Origin of the sequence: Jejuibacter sp. L23, assembly GCF_050815825.1 — a bacterium.
In the GTDB taxonomy this organism is placed as follows: Bacteria; Pseudomonadota; Gammaproteobacteria; order Enterobacterales; family Enterobacteriaceae; genus Jejubacter; species Jejubacter calystegiae.
The window spans coordinates 911028-929330 of sequence record NZ_CP138199.1 but is presented as its reverse complement, the minus strand read 5'-3'; the positions used below and the strand labels follow the sequence as shown (position 1 = coordinate 929330).

Sequence of the window (18303 nt, the reverse complement as noted above, 5' to 3'; positions counted from 1 at the left end):
CCTCGCTCTCATTGTCAGAACGGTGCCAGGCAATTCTCTTCACTCTCCTGTGGTGCAGAAGTTTCGTAGGGTAAAAGGCCCGGTACCGCATCGGGCAGCATATCAGGATTTGACCAGCATGTTAATCCGTTTACAAAAAAGCAACAAAGATTTTCCACTACCGTCACGGCCTGTTATCCCCGTAGCTCCGGCCTTCGCGCCGCTTTTGGCCTTTGCAGGGGCACTGCTATCCCTGAGCGCAGGTTATCATTCTTTAATAAAGCATAACCGGAATTTAATTCACGGAAGGCGCCGAATCCGGGATCCGGCGCCCGAAGATTATCCCCGATCTAAGGATTGCGCAGTGCGATCCATAGCCCGCCGGGTCTTATCCAGCAGCTCGTCGATTTCGGCATGGCTCGCCACCAGCGCTGGCGCCATAATCATGCGCCCCAGGGTAGAGCGGATGATCACACCTTCCTCGAATCCCAGGGTCCGGCAACGCCAGCTAATCTCATCCTCTTTTTCAAACCGCTTGCGGGTGGCTTTATCGTCCGCCAGTTGCAGCGCGGCCACCATACCCGTCCCCTGAATCTCGCCCACCAGCGGGTGATCGCTAAACAGTTCCCGCAGGCAGCGCTGCAGATAAGGGCCGGTATCCGTCTTAACCCGCTCGACGATCTGCTCGTCGCGCAGCGCTTTCAGGTTAGCGATAGCCACTGCGGCCGCTACCGGGTGACCGGAATAGGTCAGGCCGTGCGCGAACACGCCGCCCTGCTCCACCAGCGCTTCTGCCATCCGCCGGGAGAGCACCAGCCCGCCCATTGGCACATAGCCAGAGGTCAGCCCCTTGGCGATGGAGACGGTATCCGGTTCGAAGCCGAAGTGCTGATGGGCGAACCACTCGCCGCAGCGCCCAAAGCCGCCGATAACTTCATCGGCGCACAGCAGCACATCATACTTACGGCAGATGCGCTGGATCTCCGGCCAGTAGCTTTCCGGCGGGAAGATCATCCCCCCCGCCCCCTGGAAGGGTTCGGCGACAAAACCTGCCACGTTGTCGCTGCCCAGCGCCAGAATTTTCTCTTCCAGCTGGCGGGCACAGCGCAGGCCAAACTCTTCGGGCGTCATATCGCCACCGTGAGCGTACCAGTACGGTTCATCGATATGGGCGATATCGGGCAGCATACCGCCCATCTCATGCATAAACTTCATGCCGCCCATGGCGGTGGCGGCCAGCGTAGAGCCGTGATAACCATTCCAGCGGCCAATCATAATGCGTTTGCTGGGTTTACCGACCACCTGCCAGAAACGACGCACGGTGCGGATCAGCACTTCGTTGGATTCAGAGCCGGAATTGGTATAAATCACGTGGCTGTAACGCCCGGGCAGCAGGCTGAACAGCAGTTCGGAAAGCTCGACCACCGCCGGGTGCGTGGTGTGGAAGAACATGTTGTAGTAGGAGAGCTGCTCCATCTGGCGGCTGGCCGCCTCAATAAGATCCCGACGCCCGTAGCCCAGTTGAGTGCACCACAGTCCGGACATGCCATCGAGATAGCGCTTACCTTCGCTGTCCCACAGATACATCCCCTCGCCTTTGACGATCACCCGCGGCCCTTCGGCGTTGAGCTTCTTCTGGTCGACAAAGGCGTGGATATGGTGTGCGGCATCCATGGTCTGCCAGACTTCGGTGCTGTAGCTGTCGTTACTCTGCATTTTCATCTGATTCTCCATTGGTTATCAGGCATTGTTCTCGGTTTCCGCCCGGTTCAGTACCGGCCTGGCGGCGTTGGCGACTTCCGTACGGGACGGATGCAGTGCCTGCTCCAGCGGCTCGGGCGTGAACAGCGGTTTACGCATTACAAACACAATCCACAGCGCGGCGATAACGGCCACCAGCGCCAGTACGCCACCGGCATAGCCGAAGATTTCAGCGGTCATCTCCGGTGAAGGCGATGCATTCCACATGGCGTACAGCATGCCGGCGATTCCAAGCAGTTGCGGCAGCGGATAGAGCGGCGTGCGAAACGGACGCTTCAGGTCGGGATAGCGACGGCGCAGCACCATGACATTCACGTGGGCGACGATATAAGCCAGCAGCCAGCACAGCGCGGCGGCCAGCAGCAGAATCTCCACCGCATCGCCGTTCATCAGCAGCATCGGCAGGCCGGTAATCAGCGCCACAAACAGCACCGCGACCCAGGGGGCGCCGGTGCGAGCGCTGTGCGCTTTAAAGCAGGTAAAGGCCTGGCCGTTTTCCGCCATACCGCTCAGCATGCGCGAGATGGTCGCCAGCGAAGAGTTGAGGGTGCTACAGGTGGCCGTCACCGCTGCCGCCAGCAGCAGCACCTTGCCGGTATGGCCGAATACGTGGATAGCGAACAGATAGTGGGGCAGGTTGTTATTCACCAGTTGCTCCCGCGGCAGCACCATCAGGGCACCCAGACCGTACAGCAGCACAGTCAGGAAGATCACCGTCAGACCAACCATCATCGAGCGGGGAATATTGCGCTGCGGTTGCCGGGTCTGCTCTACCAGCGGGCAGACAAATTCGGCGCCGACAAAACCCCAAATAGCCGCGGCCACCAGCACAATGACGCCCCATCCCATAGGCGCGGCGCTCTGCTGCGTCATCAGCGCGCTAACGGGCGTAGCCTGATCGCTGCCAATCGCGCACACCCCAAGCAGCACCAGGGTGACAATCATCACTACCGCCAGCGCCGACTGCAGACGGGCGAAGATATCGATATTAAGCAGATTCAACAGGGTGAACAGCACCAGAATTCCCATGGCCAGCGCCATCGGCGGCAGCACCAGCGCCGGGAACAGACTGCTAATCACCAGATTGAGCAGCAGCAGCTCGGCGGAAAGCGCGAACATCGCCACCACGATATAGCCGGAGAAAGTGGCGACAATCGCCGGGAAGTGGCCCAGCGCCACCTCGGTATAACTGCACAAACTACCGGCCCGGGGGATCATCAGCGCCAGTTCCGAAAACGAACAGGCGTAGGTCAGCGCCAGTAGCCAGGCGAGTGCCAGCGGCAGCACAAAGCTGAGGCCCGCCATGCCCACGCCGTGCAGCATCATCACCATCACGCCCTGGGAAACCACCAGCCCTACGGACACCGACAACAGAGAGAAAAAACCCAGCTTACTGGCGTTATCCCGCTTCATAATCACCTCCCGGCGCAGCAGACTGGTGCAACTGAATCCAGGTGGTTTTTAGCTGAGTGTATTTATCGAAAGAGTGCAGCGACAGATCGCGCCCGAAGCCCGACTGTTTACCGCCGCCAAAGGGTACGCAGATATCCAGCGCATCGACGGTGTTGACCGACACCGTACCAACCTCCAGCGCCTGAGCCACCCGGTGGGCGCGGTTCAACGAGCCGCTCCACACCGACGCCGCCAGGCCGTAGTGGGAGTCATTGGCCATGGCAATCGCCTGCTGTTCGCTATCGAAGGGCTGTACGGCCAGCACCGGGCCGAAGATCTCTTCGCGGGCCAGTAATGAATCTGGCGCGACATCGGTAAAAATCGTCGGCTGGATATAATTCGTCACGCCGTTAATGGTAAGACGCTCGCCACCGCAGACCAGGCGCGCCCCCTGACGCCGGGCCTCAGCGATAGAATCCATCACTTTCGCCGTCTGGCGGGCATCCACCATGGCACCGGCGCGGCTGTTCGGGTCCAGCGGATCGCCGGGCGTCCATTCGGCGGCCAGAGCGACCAGACGTTCGACAACGGCCTCGTAAATCGGGCGCTCAACCAGCAGCCGCGAGTTGGCCGAACAGACTTCCCCCTGGTTATAGAAGATGGCGCGGGCGGCATTTTCCGCCGCCAGACCCAGGTCGTGGCAGTCGGCGAAAATAAGATTGGGGCTCTTACCGCCGCACTCCAGCCATACCTGCTTAAGGTTGGACTGCCCGGCATATTCCATCAGCCGTTTACCGGTCCGGGTCGAGCCGGTAAATACCAGACAGTCGATATCCGGATGCCGCCCCAGCGCCTGACCGGTGACCGCGCCGGTGCCAGGCAGCACGTTAAAGACTCCTTCAGGTATTCCAGCCTCCAGCGCCAGTTCCGCCAGACGCAGGGCCGAAAACGGCGACTGCTCCGCAGGCTTAAGCAACACGCTGTTCCCTGCCGCCAGCGCAGGCGCCACCTTCCACGCCGCCATCTCCAGCGGGAAGTTCCAGGGCACAATGGCCGCCACCACGCCAAGCGGACTGCGGGTGACCGTGGCGACGGCATCCGCCGCGGTGGGCGCTACCTGACCGTAGATTTTATCCAGACTTTCGGCATACCAGCTGAAGAAGTGGGCGGTGCCGGGAATATCGAGCTGCCAGGCTTCCATCACCGGTTTGCCCATGCTGAGCGAATCCAGCAGCGCCAGTTCGTCACGATGCTGCATAATCAGCTCGCTAAGGCGCAACAGCACCGCTTTACGCGCCGTCGGCGACTGCCTGGCCCAGATGCCGCGCTGATATGCGCGGCGAGCCGCACGCACCGCCCGTTCCACTTCATCGTCACCGCACTCGGCGACCTGCGCCAGAATCTGATCCGTGGCCGGGTTGATCACCGCGAAAGTCTGTCCCGACTTCGCGTCGCAGGCTTTACCCTCTATCTGTGCCTGACAGATGAAACGCTGCTGTGCTGCGCGTTTCTTCCACTCACTCAACGTCCACATGCCATACCCCTCTATTAACCAACAAGCTTGTAAAATTTTTGTTTAGATAATGTAAGGAATTCGATGCATGCTACTACGCCGATCCGACAGGGAAAATGAGTAAAAATATGGCGTCAGACGATAAAAAAGCTTTTCAAAGCAGGGAGGTACGCGGGAGATTATGGTAAAGGAAGAAAAAACCGGGGCCTTGCGGCGCCCGGTTTCAGAACCTGATATTGAAGGAGAACTACTTCTTCTTCGCTTTCGGGTTCGGCAGGTCGGTGATGCTGCCTTCGAAGATTTCGGAGGCCAGACCCACGGATTCATGCAGCGTCGGGTGCGCGTGGATGGTCAGCGCGATATCTTCCGCATCGCAGCCCATCTCGATAGCCAGGCCGATTTCGCCCAGCAGTTCGCCGCCGTTGGTGCCCACAATGGCGCCGCCGATCACGCGATGGCTCTCTTTATCGAAGATAAGCTTGGTCATACCGTCTGCACAGTCAGAAGCGATAGCACGGCCAGATGCCGCCCACGGGAAGGTGGCGGTCTCATAGCTGATGCCTTTCTCTTTGGCTTCTTTCTCGGTCAGACCCACCCATGCCACTTCCGGCTCGGTGTAAGCGATGGACGGAATCACTTTCGGGTCGAAGTAGTGTTTCTTGCCGGAGATAACTTCCGCAGCCACGTGGCCTTCATGCACCCCTTTGTGCGCCAGCATCGGCTGACCGACGATATCGCCGATAGCGTAGATGTGCGGCACATTGGTACGCATCTGCTTGTCGACGCGGATAAAGCCGCGATCGTCCACTTCCACGCCCGCAAGACCTGCATCAATCAGCTTACCGTTCGGGGTACGGCCGATAGCGACCAGTACGGCGTCGTAACGCTGCGGCTCAGCAGGTGCTTTTTTACCTTCCATCGTGACGTAGATACCGTCTTTCTTCGCTTCAACGGCGGTCACTTTGGTTTCCAGCATCAGGTTGAACTGCTTGCTGATACGCTTGGTGAACACTTTCACCACGTCTTTATCGGCAGCCGGAATCACCTGGTCGAACATCTCAACCACGTCAATCTGAGAGCCCAGCGCGTGGTAGACGGTGCCCATTTCCAGGCCGATGATACCGCCGCCCATGATCAGCAGGCGCTCAGGCACTTCTTTCAGCTCCAGCGCATCGGTGGAGTCCCATACGCGCGGGTCATCATGCGGGATAAACGGCAGTTCGATCGGGCGGGAGCCCGCGGCGATAATGGCGTTGTCGAAGTTAATCACGGTCTTGCCGCCTTCGCCATCGACTTCCAGGGTGTTGGCGCCGGTGAACTGGCCCAGGCCGTTAACCACCTTCACTTTACGACCTTTAGCCATGCCTGCCAGGCCGCCGGTCAGTTGGGTGATGACCTTCTCTTTCCAGGTACGGATTTTGTTGATGTCGGTCTTCGGTTCGCCGAAAACGATGCCGTGGTCGGCCAGCGCTTTCGCTTCTTCGATCACTTTCGCTACGTGCAGCAGCGCTTTAGAAGGGATACAGCCAACGTTCAGACACACCCCGCCCAGGGTGTTGTAGCGTTCTACCAGTACAGTTTCCAGCCCTAAGTCAGCGCAACGAAAGGCGGCGGAATAACCTGCCGGGCCTGCCCCAAGTACCACGACCTGAGTTTTGATTTCAGTACTCATCATGACCTCTTAAATTTATATCCGGCGGGTCTGACGTCTGTCGTACCCCCTGGGGGTACATTTTTTATCAACGCCCTCTTCCACCGGGACGTATCTTGCCGCAATAGTTTACAAAATTGTTAACATTTTTGAAACAACAAGCGGCAAACGAATTGTGCTTTCGGCTCTGGCAACCTCCGATGACAGCCTGAGATTACCAGAAAAAAGCCGGCCAGTAAGGGCCGGCTTTTTAGCTCGCTGTTACATCACCAGACGGCGAATGTCAGACAGCAGGTTATTGATGATAGTGATGAAACGCGCCCCGTCTGCGCCATCGATCACCCGGTGATCGAAAGAGAGCGAGATAGGCATCATCAGACGCGGTTTGAACTCCTGACCGTTCCATACCGGCTCCATAGAGGAGCGGGAAACGCCAAGGATGGCCACTTCCGGCGCGTTAACAATAGGCGCGAAGTGGGTGGTCCCCAGACCGCCAAGGCTCGAAATGGTGAAGCAGCCGCCCTGCATATCGCCGGCCGTCAGCTTACCGTCGCGTGCCTTCTTAGAGGTCGCCATCAGTTCGTGGGACAGTTCAATGATGCCTTTCTTGTTAACATCCTTGAATACCGGAACCACCAGGCCATTCGGGGTATCCACCGCTACGCCGATGTTGATGTATTTCTTCAGCGTCAGCTTCTGACCGTCTTCAGACAACGAACTGTTAAAGCGCGGCATCTGCTCCAGCGCGGCAGCTACGGCCTTCATGATGAAGACGACCGGCGTGATCTTCACGTCCAGTTTCTTCTTCTGAGCTTCGGCGTTCTGCTGCTTACGGAAAGCTTCCAGATCGGTGATATCGGTTTTGTCGAAGTGGGTTACGTGCGGGATCATCACCCAGTTACGGCTCAGGTTAGCACCAGAGATCTTCTGGATACGGCCCAGCTCCACTTCTTCGATTTCACCAAACTTGCTGAAGTCCACTTTCGGCCACGGCAGCATGCCCGGCAGGCCGCCGCCGCTGGCTGCCGGTGCAGACTCAGCGCGCTTGATAGCGTCTTTCACGTAAGCCTGAACGTCTTCACGCAGGATACGTCCTTTACGGCCAGTGCCTTTCACTTTCGCCAGGTTCACGCCGAATTCGCGCGCCAGGCGGCGGATCAGCGGAGTGGCGTGTACGTAGGCGTCGTTCTCGGCGAACTCGGACTTACCGGCAGCGGCAGGCTTAGATGCCGGAGCAGCGGCTGGCGCGGCTTCCTGCTTCGCAGGGGCTGCAGCCGGTGCCGGTGCCGGTGCGGCGCCTGCGACTTCGAAGACCATGATAAGCGAACCGGTTTTCACCTTGTCGCCCACGGCTATCTTCAGCTCTTTCACCACGCCCGCGAACGGTGCCGGTACTTCCATAGAGGCTTTATCGCCTTCTACGACAATCAGCGACTGCTCGGCTTCAACTTTATCGCCAGGCTTGACCATCACTTCGGTCACTTCGACTTCATCACCGCCGATATCCGGTACGTTAACCTCTTTGGCAGCAGAAGCGGCAGGTGCGGCCGCCGGAGCGGCTTCAGCAGCCGGTGCTGGCGCAGCAGCGCCCTCGCCCGCCACTTCGAAGACCATGATAAGCGAACCGGTTTTCACCTTGTCGCCCACGGCTATCTTCAGCTCTTTCACCACGCCCGCGAACGGTGCCGGCACTTCCATAGAGGCTTTATCGCCTTCTACGACGATCAGCGACTGCTCTGCTTCAACTTTATCGCCAGGCTTGACCATGACTTCGGTGACTTCGACTTCGTCGTCGCCGATATCCGGTACCATGACTTCTTTAGCAGCACTGGCGGCGGCCGGTGCTGCGGCTTCTTTCTTCTCTTCCTGCGCGGGCGCAGCAGCAGCTGCGCCATCGGCGGAATCGAAAACCATAATCAGGGATCCAGTGGCGACTTTGTCACCCACGGCCACTTTGATCTCCTTGATCACCCCCGCCTGCGGCGAGGGGACTTCCATAGAGGCTTTGTCGCCCTCTACGGTGATGAGTGACTGTTCAACTTCAACTTTGTCACCCACTTTCACCAGGATCTCCGTGACCTCGACCTCGTCGGCGCCAATATCCGGTACGTTGATTTCGATTGCCATTATCTGTTTACCTCTTATGCCAGACGCGGGTTGACTTTATCTGCATCGATGTCGAATTTCTTGATGGCTTCAGCCACCACTTTCGCATCGATCTCACCACGTTTAGCCAGTTCGCCCAGAGCCGCTACCACCACGTAGGAGGCATCAACCTCGAAGTGGTGACGCAGGTTCTCACGGCTGTCGGAGCGGCCGAACCCGTCGGTACCCAGCACGCGATAGTCATCGGCCGGTACGTAGGTACGAACCTGCTCGGCGAACAGTTTCATATAGTCAGTAGAAGCGACTGCCGGAGCATCGTTCATCACCTGAGCGATATACGGCACGCGCGGGGTTTCCAGCGGGTGCAGCATGTTCCAGCGCTCACAGTCCTGACCGTCGCGGGCAAGCTCAGTGAAGGAGGTGACGCTATACACGTCAGAACCCACGCCGTAGTCTTTGGCCAGAATCTGCGCGGCTTCACGCACGTGACGCAGGATGGAGCCAGAGCCCATCAGCTGAACCTTACCTTTGCTACCTTCCAGGGTTTCCAGCTTGTAGATACCCTTACGGATACCCTCTTCGGCACCCTCCGGCATCGCCGGCATGTGGTAGTTTTCGTTCAGCGTAGTGATGTAGTAGTAAACGTTCTCCTGCTGTTCGCCATACATGCGGTGCAGACCATCATGCATGATGATCGCCACTTCGTAGGCGTAAGCCGGATCGTAAGAGATACAGTTCGGGATGGTCAGCGACTGAATGTGGCTGTGGCCATCTTCGTGCTGCAGACCTTCGCCGTTAAGCGTAGTACGACCGGAAGTACCGCCAATCAGGAAGCCGCGAGCCTGCTGATCGCCTGCTGCCCAGCACAGATCGCCGATACGCTGGAACCCGAACATCGAGTAGTAGATGTAGAACGGGATCATCGGCAGGTCGTTGGTGCTGTAAGAGGTGGCAGCCGCCAGCCAGGATGCGCCAGCACCCAGCTCGTTAATGCCTTCCTGCAGAATCTGACCTTTCTCGTCTTCTTTGTAGTAAGCCACCTGCTCACGGTCCTGCGGAGTGTACTGCTGGCCGTTCGGGCTGTAGATACCAATCTGACGGAACAGACCTTCCATACCGAAAGTACGCGCTTCATCGGCGATGATCGGCACCAGACGATCTTTGATCGACTTGTTCTTCAGCATCACGTTCAGGGCACGCACAAAGGCGATAGTGGTGGAGATCTCTTTGTTCTGCTCTTCCAGCAGCGCAGTGAAATCTTCCAGGGTCGGCAGATCCAGTTTTTCGCTGAAGTGGGTGCTGCGGGTCGGCAGGTAGCCATTCAGCTTCTCACGCTGGGCGCGCAGGTACTTCATCTCCTCGGACTCTTCCGGGAAGGTGACGTACGGCAGTTTTTCGATATCGGCATCGGCCACCGGCACATTGAAACGGTCGCGCACATAGCGAACGCCGTCCATGTTCATTTTCTTCACCTGGTGAGCGATGTTCTTGCCTTCGGCGGTGTCGCCCATGCCGTAGCCCTTGATGGTGTGGGCCAGGATGACGATCGGTTTGCCTTTGGTGTCCTGCGCTTTCTTCAGTGCCGCGTAGATTTTCTTCGGATCGTGACCGCCGCGGTTCAGCGCCCAGATTTCATCGTCGGACCAGTCTTTCACCAGTGCGGCGGTTTCCGGATACTTGTTAAAGAAGTGCTCACGCACGTAAGCGCCATCTTTCGATTTAAAGGTCTGATAGTCACCGTCGACGGTTTCGCCCATCAGCTGCATCAACTTACCGCTGGTATCTTTACGCAGCAGCTCGTCCCAGCGTCCGCCCCAGATAACCTTGATCACTTCCCAACCGGCGCCGCCGAAGATGCCTTCCAGTTCGTTGATGATCTTGCCGTTACCGGTGACCGGTCCATCCAGACGCTGCAGGTTACAGTTGATGATGAAGACCAGGTTGTCCAGCTTTTCACGGGTTGCGATGGTGATTGCGCCCTTGGATTCCGGCTCGTCCATCTCGCCGTCGCCCAGGAAGGCGTAAACGGTCTGAGCGGAGGTGTCTTTCAGGCCGCGGTGCTCAAGGTACTTCAGGAATTTCGCCTGATAGATGGCGCCGATCGGACCCAGACCCATAGAAACGGTCGGGAACTGCCAGAATTCCGGCATCAGTTTCGGGTGCGGATAGGAAGACAGACCGTTACCGTGAACTTCCTGACGGAAGTTGTTCATCTGTTCTTCGGTCAGGCGACCTTCCAGGAAAGCACGCGCGTAAACGCCCGGGGAGATATGGCCCTGGAAGTAAACCAGGTCGCCGCCGTCTTTTTCATTGCGAGCGCGGAAGAAGTGGTTAAAACACACTTCATAAACGGTGGCAGAGGACTGATAGGATGCCATGTGGCCACCCAGCTCCAGATCTTTCTTGGAGGCACGCAGCACGGTCATGATAGCGTTCCAGCGAATCGCAGAACGGATGCGACGTTCCAGGTCCAGGTTACCCGGATATTCCGGTTCATCATCAACATTAATGCTGTTGATATAACCTGTAGACCCAGCGCCTGCGGCAACGCTAACGCCGCCTTTACGGGCTTCGTTCAGCAGGTTGTCAATCAGGAACTGGGCGCGCTCAACGCCTTCTTCACGGATGACCGATTCGATCGCCTGTAGCCAGTCGCGAGTTTCGATCGGATCCACGTCATTCTGTAAACGTTCTGACATGGGGTATTCCTTATCTATCTAATACGTTGATTATGCTGGAACCTGTCCCATTGCACTCTGACTTACCAAAGCACAATAAGACAGGTTCTGCGTCTAGTTGCCGCGCTCTAAAAATGGGCGCTTTTTTGAGCTTACAGCGAGCCCCCTGTTCCTGCGCCCGACGACCGCCGAAGCACGGGCCACGGCCCTCGCACAAACTCTAATCCTTACGTTGCTGCAGGCGGCGCATTGAGCGTTCGCGTCGGCTTTGCTCACGGCTGCGATCCAGCAAGATTTCCTCAATAAAGGAGAGGTGGCGGTGCGAGGCTTCACGCGCCTGCTCCGGCTCCCCCGCCATAATCGCCTCGAAAATTCGGGCGCGATGGCTGCTCACGAGAGGCAGCATCTCGCGCCTCGCATAGAGCAATTCAAAATTCTGTCGAACATTCTGCGCCAGCATCGGCTCCATGCAGCGTAGCAAATGAAGCAGTACTACGTTGTGTGCCGCTTCCGTCACGGCGATTTGATACTTAACGACGGCGCTGGATTCAACATCCAGATCCCCGGCCTTCTGGGCTCGTTCGATCTCTTCGTGGCAGACGCGAATGCGTGCCCGATCCTCTTCGTTGGCGCGCAGTGCCGCATAGTAAGCCGCAATGCCTTCCAGCGCGTGACGGGTCTCCAGGAGATCAAACTGAGATTCGGGATGGTCGGTCAGCAACTCCACCAGCGGATCGCTGAAGCTCTGCCACAGACTACTTTGTACAAAGGTACCGCCGCCCTGGCGGCGCAGCAGCAGCCCTTTTGCCTCAAGGCGTTGAATAGCCTCGCGCAGTGAAGGGCGGGAAACGTCAAACTGGCGAGCCAGCTCACGCTCAGGAGGAAGTTTTTCACCGGGGCGCAACGTCCCCTCAAGAATCAGAAACTCCAGCTGCTGCTCAATCACATCTGATAATTTTGGTTGGCGGATTTTGCTGTAGGCCATAGTTCCCTATTCTTTGCCATAACCGCGGAGTCAATTGGTCATACCAATTTCATGTTCGTGACGCTAAAGTAACAAAGTATTCACCTTCTGTCTATCCTGGTTTGATTGAAATCAGGAAAGCCGACACTTTTTAACAAGATTACAGATTATGCATTTCACCTCAATAACCACATAAAAATAACGGCATTACGAATAACCTGACAAATCTTAACAATAAAGACGCAAAACCAGGGCAATCTGAACCGATTCAACAAAGAAAAATACGAATAATTATTCATTAAAAACGCTTTAACACCTGGCGAGCATTCTGGAACATAGCTCACCTGATAGCGTCAAACGCTCTCTTTTTAGACACACCGCCGCTCCCCACTCAGAAACCAGGTGCATTTGGCGCCGCTTATCACTATTCTTTGCCGAACGGAACCGGAAGCCGATAAATAACGAAACCGGATCCGTAAACAAATGAATACAACCTACAAAAAGCAGGGTTACATTAACGCTGAAAATCGGCGTTTTACCACATACGAGGTTTCATAATGGAAGGTCAACAGCACGGCGACTCGCTTAAGCGCGGCCTGAAAAATCGCCATATTCAGCTTATCGCGCTGGGCGGTGCCATCGGCACCGGTCTGTTCCTGGGGATAGCTGACACCATCAAAATGGCCGGCCCGTCGGTTATCCTGGGCTATGCGATCGGCGGCTTCATCGCTTTCCTGATTATGCGTCAGTTAGGGGAAATGGTGGTGGAAGAGCCGGTCGCAGGTTCATTCAGCCACTTCGCCTATAAATACTGGGGCGATTTCGCCGGTTTCGCCTCTGGCTGGAACTACTGGGTGCTCTACGTGCTGGTCGCGATGGCGGAGCTCACCGCCGTGGGCAAATACATCCAGTACTGGTGGCCAGAGATCCCCACCTGGATATCGGCGCTGGGCTTCTTTGTGGTGATTAACCTCATCAACCTGTCTAACGTCAAAATCTACGGCGAGATGGAATTCTGGTTCGCCATTATCAAAGTGGTGGCGATTATCGGCATGATCGCCTTCGGCGCATACCTGCTGTTGAGCGGTAACGGCGGCCCCCAGGCCAGCGTAACCAATCTCTGGAACGAAGGCGGCTTCTTCCCCTATGGCGTTACCGGACTGGTGATGGCGATGGCGGTGATTATGTTCTCATTCGGCGGACTTGAGCTGGTAGGGATCACCGCCGCCGAAGCGGATAACCCGGAGAAAACCATTCCCCAGGCGACCAACCAGGTTATCTGGCGCGTACTGATTTTCTATATTGGCTCCCTGACCGTTCTGCTCTCCCTGTATCCCTGGGGCAAAGTGGTGGAAGGTAGCAGCCCGTTCGTGATGATCTTCCATGACCTGAACAGCAACCTGATCGCCAACGTCCTGAACGTGGTGGTACTGACGGCGGCCCTGTCGGTGTACAACAGTTGCGTTTACTGCAACAGCCGTATGCTATTCGGTCTGGCAAAACAGGGGAACGGCCCCAAATCGCTGCTGAAAGTGGATCGCCGCGGCGTGCCCTATATCGCTCTGGGCGTTTCCGCAGCGGCCACCGCGCTCTGCGTGCTGATCAACTATCTGATGCCAGGCAAAGCCTTCGGCTTCCTGATGACCCTGGTGGTGGCCGCGCTGGTCATCAACTGGGCAATGATCAGTATCTCGCACCTTAAGTTCCGCCGCAGCAAGGCGCAACAGGGCGTTGAGACCCGCTTTAAGGCCATGTGGTACCCCTTCGGCAACTGGCTGTGCCTGGTCTTCCTGGCAGGAATCCTGGTGATTATGAGTATCCACGCCGGTATGCGCGAGTCGGTCATCATGATCCCCTTCTGGCTGGTATTCCTCGCTATCGGCTACTTTCTGAAGCAGCGTGGCCAGAAAGCGCTGAAGACACAGTAACCCTCTTTTTCCACGCCCGGCGCCAGAAATGGTCCGGGCGCTCTGTTATCTTCTTCACACTTTGTTATTCACAACACGATCGTCCATCTCTGTGACGCTATCCTTCTGCGCACCAGGCACCGTAACAGCCAATAATCCTGTCCATACCCTGTATCGGAGATGCGTAAGATGGAAAGCGGCAAATTATCCGTAAAAGAAAAGATTGGCTATGGAATGGGTGACGCCGGGTGCAACATTATTTTCGGCGCCATCATGCTGTTTGTTAACTATTTTTATACTGACGTCTTTGGCCTGGCTCCGGCGCTGGTGGGGGTACTACTGCTCTCAACCCGTATTATCGATGCCATCACCGACCCCATTATGGGCGCAATTGCCGATCGAACCCACAGCCGCTGGGGGCGTTTTCGTCCATGGTTGCTGTGGATGTCTTTGCCGTTTGCCCTGTTCAGTATCCTGATGTTCACCACGCCGGACTGGGGCTATAACAGCAAGGTTATCTATGCCTTTGTCACCTATTTCCTGCTGTCGATCACCTATACCGCCATCAACATCCCCTACTGCTCGCTGGGCAGTGTCATCACCAGCGATCCCGGCGAGCGAGTCGCCTGCCAGTCCTACCGTTTTATTCTGGTGGGCATCGCCACGCTGATTCTTTCTCTGTCATTGCTGCCGCTGGTGGAGTGGTTCGGCGGCGGCGATAAAGCCAAAGGCTACCAGCTGGCGATGACGGTGCTGGCGCTGTTGGGCATGTGCATGTTCCTGTTCTGCTTTACCACGGTACGCGAACGTATTCGCCCGGCAGTACCGGCCCGTGACGCCATGAAAGCGGACCTGAAAGACGTCTGGAAAAACGATCAGTGGGTACGCATCCTGCTACTGACGCTGTGCAACGTCTGCCCGGGGTTTATCCGTATGGCGGCCACCATGTACTACGTCACCTGGGTTATGCAACAGAGCACCAGCTTCGCCACCCTGTTTATCAGCCTGGGGGTGGTCGGTATGATGATCGGTAGCGCCCTGGCAAAACCGCTGACCGACCGCTGGTGCAAACTCAAAGTGTTCTTCTGGACCAATATCGCGCTGGCCCTCTTCTCCTGTGGTTTTTATTTCCTGAATCCTCACGCCGTCACGCTTATCATGGTGATGTACTTCCTGCTTAACATCCTGCATCAGATTCCTTCGCCGCTGCACTGGTCACTGATGGCCGACGTGGACGACTACGGCGAGTGGAAGACCGGCAAACGTATTACCGGCATCAGCTTTTCCGGCAACCTGTTCTTCCTTAAGGTAGGGCTGGCCGTCGCGGGTGCCATGGTCGGCTTCCTGCTCTCCTGGTTTGGTTACGACGCCTCTTTGAAACAGCAGAGCGCACCTGCCCTGAACGGTATCGTGCTGCTATTCACCGTAATTCCCGGCATTGGCTACTTTATTACCGCCATCGTGGTACGCATGCTGAAAGTGGATCGCACGCTGATGCAGCGCATCCAGGCCGATCTCGAAAAGCGCCGCGCCAGCTATCAGGAGCTGAGCGACTGGCAAGAACAGAAACCCGCAACTGATATCGTAAGGAAAGCGCTATGACTCCTTCTCCCTGGCCTAATCCGCTGATTGAACAGCGCGCCGACCCCTTTATTCTGCGCCACGGCGACGGCTACTATTTTATCGCCTCAGTGCCGGAGTATGACCGGCTGGAGATCCGCTACGCTACCGACATTGAAAAACTACCGGCAGCGCAGCCGGTAGTGGTATGGCGTAAGCCGCAAAGCGGGCCGATGAGCCAGCTTATCTGGGCGCCGGAACTGCACCATATTGACGGCCGCTGGTATATCTATTTTGCCGCCGCCGCCACTAAGACGCTGGATGCCTTAAATATGTTCCAGCACCGGATGTTTGCGCTGGAGTGCGCCGATGCCGATCCCCTGACCGGCCACTGGATCGAAAAGGGTCAGGTGGTCACCCCCTGGGATACTTTCGCTCTGGACGCCACCACATTCCATCATCAGGGCAGGCAGTGGTATCTGTGGGCGCAAAAGGCGCCGGATATTCCGGGTAACTCCAATATCTACCTGGCGGAGCTGGAAAATCCATGGACCCTTAAAGGCGAACCCGTCATGCTCAGCAGGCCGGAATTCGAATGGGAGTGCCGCGGTTTTCTGGTTAACGAGGGACCGGCAGTAGTCACTCACGGTAACCGATTGTTCATCAGCTATTCCGCCAGTGCTACCGACGAAAACTACTGTATGGGGCTACTGTGGATAGATATGGAAGCCTGTCCGCTGAATCCGGCCAACTGGCATAAGTCACCGCAGCCAGTCTTTACCACCAATTGGGAAAACCGCCAGTTCGGGCCCGGCCACAACAGCTTTACCACCACACGGGACGGACGAGATGTCCTGGTCTTTCACGCCCGCAATTACACCGAAATTGAAGGCGATCCGCTCTACGATCCGAATCGCCATACCCGGGTACAGCTGTTTGAATGGGATAAACAAGGCATGCCGCAGTTTGGTACGCCGCAGCCAGAGCATGACTGACACTGTGCAGAGACACAAAAAAACCGCCATTTAAGGCGGTTTTTTTGTGCTGGTCGGGTAAGCGGCCCTTCCGGCAGAGTTTCGTTACCAACAAAATGCAGGCACGACCCCGTGCTTGCATTCGTTGCGAGATCACCGGTGATGTCAAAGCGAAGCGGTCTGTGCAAGGACCGCGCAATGGAACGATACTTTTGTATCGTGCTCGTTGTCTCTGGTGCGTTGTCATCACCCGGGAATGGGGGCTGGAATATCACCAACAACTCGCTCTCAGTGGTAATCAACGTAGCAAGCAAGTAAGCCCGTCACCGCCCCTTATGGGGCGGTGATTCTAACTACACCAGCGTCCCATATATGGTCAGCAGCGCTACCACCACCACAATGGCGAAGCTGCACTTCTTCGCCATAGATACCGCGGCTTTCGGTGTCTGAATCTTATCGGTATGCGGATCCCGCGCCAGCGAGAACTGCGCCAGATTCGTCAATACCTGATACTGCGAGGTGTGGCCATCGGTCAGCGAAGAGAACCACGCCGGCAACGCTTTCTCTCCGTGCCCCAGCAGCGCATAGGCCACTCCCGCCAGCCTGACCGGCACCCAGTCCAGCACGTGCAGCACCGCATCAATCCCCGATAGCTGACGCTGATGCGGCGTATGATGGCGGGCCAGCCAGCTCTGCCAGGCGCGCAGGAAGGCGTAGCCCACCAGCGTTACCGGCCCCCAGCTGCCGCCGACCACAAACCAGAACAGCGGCGCCAGATAGAAGCGAAAATTAATCCACAGCAGCGCATTTTGCAGCTCGCGCAGGAATTCGGTTTCGTTACAGTCGTGTGGAACGCCGTGGATCAGCGTTAGCTCGCTGGCCATCGCTTCCCGGGCGCTGCTGTCGTCGCGGCTGGCGGCCTGCAAATAAGCGTGATAGTGCAAACGTACCTGCCCTGCGCCGATACAGAGCACGCCCAGCAGGATCCAGAAAACCAGTAGCGGCACGTTGAAGAACAGACCGTACAAGCCGCGCAGGCAGAGCCCCACCACCAGCATCGCCACCACCGTCATCAGCAGCGTATGCCACAGTGAAAAGTGCTTCACCCGACGGAACAGCGCCTCCAGCCGATGATCCAGTTGCCAGTGCTGACCGAGCTTAAACAGACGCTCACAAATGAAAACCAGTAACAGGGTAAACAGCGTCATGGAACCTCCTGCGCCAAAGATGCCGTGAGCGCGCTGCGAAAGCGCTGCCAGTCGAATGCCGGACCGGGATCGGTTTTACGTTCCGGCGCAATATCGCAATGGCCCGTCAGATGTTCAGCTATCTCCGGATAGCGCTGAATCAGCGTACAAGCCAGCGCCACCAGTTGACGGTACTGAGCGTCGGTATAGGGCTCAGTATCCGTGCCTTCCAGCTCGATACCGATGGAAAAGTCATTGCAGCGTTCACGCCCCTGATAGCAGGAAACACCGGCATGCCAGGCCCGCTTATCGAAAGGCACATACTGTACGATTTCGCCATCACGGCGGATCAAACAGTGCGCCGAGACCCGCAGCCCGGCAATATCGGCAAAATAAGGGTTAGCAGCGGGATCCAGGGTACCGGCAAACAGCGCATCGATCCATGGACCGCCAAACTCTCCGGGCGGCAGACTGATATTGTGCACCACCAACAGCGAGGGAATTTCTCCCTCCGGCCTTTCATCAAAATGAGGGGAATGCGCCCTGCGCGCATCGACCAGCCAGCCCTCTTTCAGCTGCATCCGTCCTTCTCCTTTCTGTGGAACCAGGCTGAGGTTCAGAGTAGCATGTT

12 protein-coding genes are annotated in these 18303 nt (G+C 57.0%); 3 read left to right on the top strand and 9 right to left on the bottom strand.

The window, feature by feature from the left end; all coding sequences use genetic code 11:
• Window positions 1-318: 318 nt before the first annotated feature.
• The 7 genes from SCU88_RS04270 to pdhR all read right to left on the bottom strand — a co-directional run bounded on the left by SCU88_RS04270 (window position 319) and on the right by pdhR (window position 12065).
• The gene (locus SCU88_RS04270) at window positions 319-1701 is read right to left on the bottom strand and encodes an aspartate aminotransferase family protein (RefSeq protein WP_175340288.1); all 1383 of its coding nucleotides are present in this window, start codon (window positions 1699-1701) and stop codon (window positions 319-321) included.
• 18 nt (window positions 1702-1719) lie between these two features.
• Window positions 1720-3153 carry an APC family permease gene (locus SCU88_RS04265; RefSeq protein ID WP_138095772.1) on the bottom strand — a complete coding sequence of 478 codons (1434 nt, stop codon included), beginning with the start codon at window positions 3151-3153 and terminating at the stop codon, window positions 1720-1722.
• Window positions 3140-4666: an aldehyde dehydrogenase family protein gene (locus tag SCU88_RS04260; protein ID WP_175340289.1), complete on the bottom strand. Its 1527-nt coding sequence runs from the start codon at window positions 4664-4666 to the stop codon at window positions 3140-3142. The genes SCU88_RS04265 and SCU88_RS04260 overlap by 14 nt, the downstream gene beginning before the upstream one ends.
• A gap of 226 nt (window positions 4667-4892) precedes the next feature.
• Window positions 4893-6317: a dihydrolipoyl dehydrogenase gene (gene lpdA, locus SCU88_RS04255; RefSeq protein WP_175340433.1), complete on the bottom strand. Its 1425-nt coding sequence runs from the start codon at window positions 6315-6317 to the stop codon at window positions 4893-4895.
• A 240-nt stretch (window positions 6318-6557) separates the two neighbouring features.
• Complete coding sequence (gene aceF / locus SCU88_RS04250) at window positions 6558-8423, bottom strand: pyruvate dehydrogenase complex dihydrolipoyllysine-residue acetyltransferase (RefSeq protein ID WP_175340290.1); 1866 nt, start codon at window positions 8421-8423, stop codon at window positions 6558-6560.
• A gap of 14 nt (window positions 8424-8437) precedes the next feature.
• A complete protein-coding gene (gene aceE, locus SCU88_RS04245) occupies window positions 8438-11101 on the bottom strand; it encodes a pyruvate dehydrogenase (acetyl-transferring), homodimeric type (RefSeq protein ID WP_138095769.1) in 2664 nt (887 codons plus the stop codon).
• A gap of 199 nt (window positions 11102-11300) precedes the next feature.
• Window positions 11301-12065 carry a pyruvate dehydrogenase complex transcriptional repressor PdhR gene (gene pdhR, locus SCU88_RS04240; protein ID WP_138095768.1) on the bottom strand — a complete coding sequence of 255 codons (765 nt, stop codon included), beginning with the start codon at window positions 12063-12065 and terminating at the stop codon, window positions 11301-11303.
• A 536-nt stretch (window positions 12066-12601) separates the two neighbouring features.
• Here pdhR and SCU88_RS04235 point away from each other — a divergent pair.
• The 3 genes from SCU88_RS04235 to SCU88_RS04225 all read left to right on the top strand — a co-directional run bounded on the left by SCU88_RS04235 (window position 12602) and on the right by SCU88_RS04225 (window position 16506).
• Entirely contained in the window at window positions 12602-13972 is a 1371-nt protein-coding gene (locus tag SCU88_RS04235) for an amino acid permease (protein WP_175340291.1), read from the top strand.
• A gap of 168 nt (window positions 13973-14140) precedes the next feature.
• Complete coding sequence (locus SCU88_RS04230; RefSeq protein ID WP_138099153.1) at window positions 14141-15553, top strand: glycoside-pentoside-hexuronide (GPH):cation symporter; 1413 nt, start codon at window positions 14141-14143, stop codon at window positions 15551-15553.
• A complete protein-coding gene (locus SCU88_RS04225; RefSeq protein WP_175340292.1) occupies window positions 15550-16506 on the top strand; it encodes a family 43 glycosylhydrolase in 957 nt (318 codons plus the stop codon). Before SCU88_RS04230 ends, SCU88_RS04225 begins: the two co-directional genes overlap by 4 nt.
• 332 nt (window positions 16507-16838) lie before the next feature.
• Here the strand turns inward: SCU88_RS04225 and ampE are convergent, their stop codons facing one another.
• Window positions 16839-17693: a beta-lactamase regulator AmpE gene (gene ampE, locus SCU88_RS04220; RefSeq protein WP_138095765.1), complete on the bottom strand. Its 855-nt coding sequence runs from the start codon at window positions 17691-17693 to the stop codon at window positions 16839-16841.
• Window positions 17690-18253 (bottom strand): 1,6-anhydro-N-acetylmuramyl-L-alanine amidase AmpD, encoded by a 564-nt coding sequence (gene ampD / locus SCU88_RS04215; RefSeq protein WP_138095764.1) that lies wholly within the window; start codon window positions 18251-18253, stop codon window positions 17690-17692. The genes ampE and ampD overlap by 4 nt, the downstream gene beginning before the upstream one ends.
• Window positions 18254-18303 lie beyond the last annotated feature (50 nt).